Origin of the sequence: Novosphingobium subterraneum (genome assembly GCF_000807925.1) — a bacterium.
GTDB lineage: Bacteria > Pseudomonadota > Alphaproteobacteria > Sphingomonadales > Sphingomonadaceae > Novosphingobium > Novosphingobium subterraneum.
The window spans coordinates 1-3,650 of sequence record NZ_JRVC01000048.1 but is presented as its reverse complement, the minus strand read 5'-3'; the positions used below and the strand labels follow the sequence as shown (position 1 = coordinate 3,650).

The 3,650-nt window shown below is 63.7% G+C and carries 2 protein-coding genes and 3 pseudogenes; 4 read left to right on the top strand and 1 reads right to left on the bottom strand.

The features are described 5' to 3' along the window. From NJ75_RS25495 to tnpC (NJ75_RS23090), 3 genes and pseudogenes are all read left to right on the top strand, one after another. The coding region (locus NJ75_RS25495) for a hypothetical protein (RefSeq protein WP_211257977.1) at nucleotides 1-263 on the top strand (263 nt) is incomplete at its 5' end. Nucleotides 264-313: 50 nt separating this feature from the next. Continuing rightward, on the top strand, nucleotides 314-766 hold the full coding sequence (gene tnpA, locus NJ75_RS23095; RefSeq protein ID WP_039338744.1) for an IS66-like element accessory protein TnpA: 453 nt from the start codon (nucleotides 314-316) through the stop codon (nucleotides 764-766). Between the two features lie 118 nt (nucleotides 767-884). Then, nucleotides 885-2,408: pseudogene (tnpC, locus tag NJ75_RS23090) on the top strand (IS66 family transposase). A gap of 14 nt (nucleotides 2,409-2,422) precedes the next feature. On the opposite strand, the pseudogene tnpC (NJ75_RS24145) reads toward tnpC (NJ75_RS23090), so the two are convergent. Further along, nucleotides 2,423-3,210, bottom strand: a pseudogene (gene tnpC / locus NJ75_RS24145) (IS66 family transposase); the annotation flags it as partial. Nucleotides 3,211-3,295: 85 nt separating this feature from the next. Between tnpC (NJ75_RS24145) and NJ75_RS23075 the strand changes: the two are divergent. After that, nucleotides 3,296-3,553: pseudogene (locus NJ75_RS23075) on the top strand (IS110 family transposase); the annotation flags it as partial. Between the last annotated feature and the right edge of the window lie 97 nt (nucleotides 3,554-3,650).

Sequence of the window (3,650 nt, the reverse complement as noted above, 5' to 3'; positions counted from 1 at the left end):
CGGCGCCCCAAAAAAGGAGCGGCTATCAGCCCATCAATCCCGCACAGTGCAAGGCGGCCTACAGCCCACGGTTACGCTGGTTAGGCTGCCTTTTCGATCAGCGGCTGTTCGAGGACAGCCCAATTCCACGGCATGAGTTTATCCCAGCGCAAGGCTGGCTAACCACCCGCGATTTTCGCGATGACATCGGCGATGTAGACCTGCGGCTCGATGCCGTTGAGTTTTGCCGTAAGCGCTGTTCTGTGCCCACCTTGCGCGGTTGAAGCGTAGCGCCGAGTTTCCGCGCCCTGATTGGGCGGGGTGCGCTGCTACTATGATAATCTCGGGTGATGATCCTGCGAGCAAGGGCGCGCAGCGGTTCGAGGTGTTTACGGGCGCGGGCAAGCGGCGGGATTGGCCGCCCGAAGTGAAGGCCTCGATTGTCGCGGAGTGCTATTCGGGCCGGGAGAGTGTCAGTGCCGTTGCTCGCCGGCATGGGCTCGATCCTTCGCAGGTTTACGCCTGGCGGCGGGATTTGCGGAAGCGGCTTGAGGCCGAAGGTGTGGTCCTGCCTTTGGTAGAGCCGGAAGCGGTCGCGTTCGTGCCCGCCGTAATCGAACCCAGCGCGGTGCCAGATCCTGCTCCCACGCGGCGTCCCCGTCGTCGACGTCGCACCGCAGCTGCAGCCGTCGAACTGGAGATCGACGGGGTGGCGGTGAAGATAGGCCGCGATGCCGATGCTGGCGTGATTTCCGCAGTGATCGAAGCCCTCAGGGCAACACGATGATCGGACCTGGCGCTGGCGCGCGCGTGATGGACTGGCGGCGGGTGCATGGTGGACGCCGCCCCATGGCCCCGCAGATTGCCGGTTGACGAGGCCTTCGCCTACTGATTCACTGCCTTTCATGCTCATGGAAGCGGACCTTCCCAACGATGTCGAAGCGCTGCATGCGCTGGTCCTCGAACAGGCCCGCGAGCTCGATGTACTCAAGGTTTTCCAGACTGAAGTCGAACGCCTGAAGGCGATCATCGACGCCTTGCAACGCCACCGTTTCGGACGTCGTTCGGAGCAGCTCGACCCCGATCAGTTCGAGCTCGCCCTGGAGGAAGTCGAGACGGCGCTGGCCGAGGCGGAGCATGCCTGCGCCAGGGCGAGCGGTGCCCCGGCCGAGCGACCGCGCAAGACTAATCGCGGTTCGCTGCCGGTGCATCTCGAGCGGATCGAACAGGTTGTCGATGTGGAAGACAAGGCCTGCCCCTGCTGTGGCGGGGCGCTCCACCAGATCGGCGAAGACGTGGCCGAACGCCTCGACGTCGTGCCCACCACCTTCCGCGTCCTCGTCACCCGCCGACCGCGCTACGGTTGCCGCTCGTGCGAGAGCACCATTGTGCAGGCCCCGGCACCGGCACGGATCGTCGAGGGCGGCATTCCCACCGAAGCGCTGATCGCGCAGGTGCTGGTCGCCAAGTACGCCGATCATCTACCCCTGTACCGACAGGCGCAGATCTACGCCCGGCAAGGCATCCAGCTTGATCGATCCACCCTGGCAGACTAGGTCGGGCGGGCAGCATGGTACCTGCGTCCCTTGCGCGACCACATCCTCGAGCGATTGCGACGATCAGAACGGCTGTTTGCGGACGAGACCACCGCGCCGGTGCTCGATCCGGGCCGCGGGCGGACCAAGACCGGCCAGCTATGGGTCTATGCCCGCGACGATCGCCCTTGGGGCGGCGGTGATCCGCCGATGGTCGCCTATGTCTACGCCGCCGACCGCAAGGGCGAGCGAGCCGAAGCGCATCTCGGCGATTTTGCCGGCATCCTGCAGGTCGATGGCTATGGCGGCTATGCCGCGCTCGCCCGGCGGCGTAACCAGATCGGCCTCGCTTTCTGCTGGGCGCACGTGCGCCGCAAGTTCTACGAACTGACCGATACATCGCCGGTCTCTACCGAAGTGCTGCGTCGCGTCGCCTTGCTCTATGCCATCGAGGATGAGGTGCGAGGATTTTCCGCGGAGCAACGCCGGGCTGTTCGCCACGACCGCAGCCGCATCATCGTCGAGGATCTTCGCCAGTATCTCGAAGCCCGCAATCGCCAGGTCAGCGCCAAAAGCAAGTTTGGCGAAGCGATCCGCTACGCACTCACCCGCTGGGATGGGCTGTCACGCTTCCTCGACGATGGCCGCATCGACCTCGACAGTAACACCGTCGAACGCTCTATCCGGCCCCTCGCGCTGAACCGCAAGAATGCCCTGTTCGCCGGTTCCGACGAAGGCGGCGACAACTGGGCGGTGATCGCCACGCTCATCGAAAACTGCAAGCTCTCCGGCATCAACCCGCACATCTGGATGACCGATACACTGGCCAGGCTGGCCAACGGTCATCCGGCAAACGGCGTCGGCGAACTCATGCCCTGGACCGCAGTGGCCTGAGAACACCGCTTACGTTTTGCCGTTTCGAAAACCGAATAGATGGCGGCGGCGCGCTCGCCTCCGGCTTTCGACCCTGCGAAGAGCCAGTTCTTCCGACCGATTGCGACGCTGCGCATCGCGCGTTCGGCGATGTTGTTGTCGATCTCGGCCAGACCATCATCGAGGAAGCGCGTGAGCGCGATCCAGCGCTTGCGACCATAGGTCAGCGCCTTCGCCATCGCTGATTTGGGCGACTGCCGGCGCAAGGTATCGCCGATGGCCGCGCGCAACTCATCGACCAGTGGTCTGGTTTTCTCCTGTCGCCGTTGCTTCCGCATGTCGGGCGGCAGTCCGCGAACTTTGTCCTCAAGCCGGTAGAGCGCTGCGATCCGTTCGAGCAGATCGGTGGTCAATGGCGTCGGGCTGGTCTGGTGGTTCTCGAATATCTTGCGCCGGAATTGCGCTCAGCAGACGACCTTCTGGATCCCGTTGCCGGCATAAAGCCTCTCGTACCCGGCGTAGCCGTCGGCCTGAAGGAGGCCGGTGAAGTTCTTCAGCTCAGTCTGCGGCTGGATACCGCTACGGTCGGGCGTGAACTTGTACCACACCAGCGCCGGAGCGGTTGATCCGCTGGCCCCGTCGTCGACGACGTAGGTCCACAACCGACCTTGCGCGGTCTTGCCCTTGCCGGGCGCCAGCACCGGCACCGGCGTATCGTCGCTGTGGATCTTGCCGGCCTTCAGGCCTTCCTCGCGGATCCAGGAGGCGATCGGGTCGAGCAGATGTGCGGCTTGCCCGCCCACCCGGCCAGCGTCGAGCGGTCGTGACGTGATGTCGTGGACGACCTCCGCACGAGCGTAGCTGTGTAATCATGTGGTCGTTGTAGGTCCACGTCTAGGAGTCGTTCCATGGAGCAGGAGGTTGCCACCGTCGGATTGGATCTGGCGAAGAATGTGTTTCAGGTTCATGCCATCGCCGCCGATGGCGCAGTGCTGATCCGGCGCAAGCTGCGCAGGACCGAAGTCATTCGATTCTTCACTGAGTTGCCGCCTTGCCTGGTCGGTATGGAAGCCTGCGCGTCGGCGCATCACTGTGCGCGCGAGTTGATAGCGATTGGCCATGAGGTGCGCCTCATGCCGCCGGCCTATGTTAAGCGGTATGTGAAGTTATGGCGAGGTGAGCATAACTTCACTAATCACGAGGTCCCCATAATGCGGAGGAACGCGGCCTGATTGGCGGATTTTCGCCATTCTTGGCCATGCT

Bases quoted from the DNA above. Each gene is read 5' to 3' on its own strand.
- tnpA (WP_039338744.1), top strand. From the start codon at position 314: ATGATAATCTCGGGTGATGATCCTGCGAGCAAGGGCGCGCAGCGGTTC.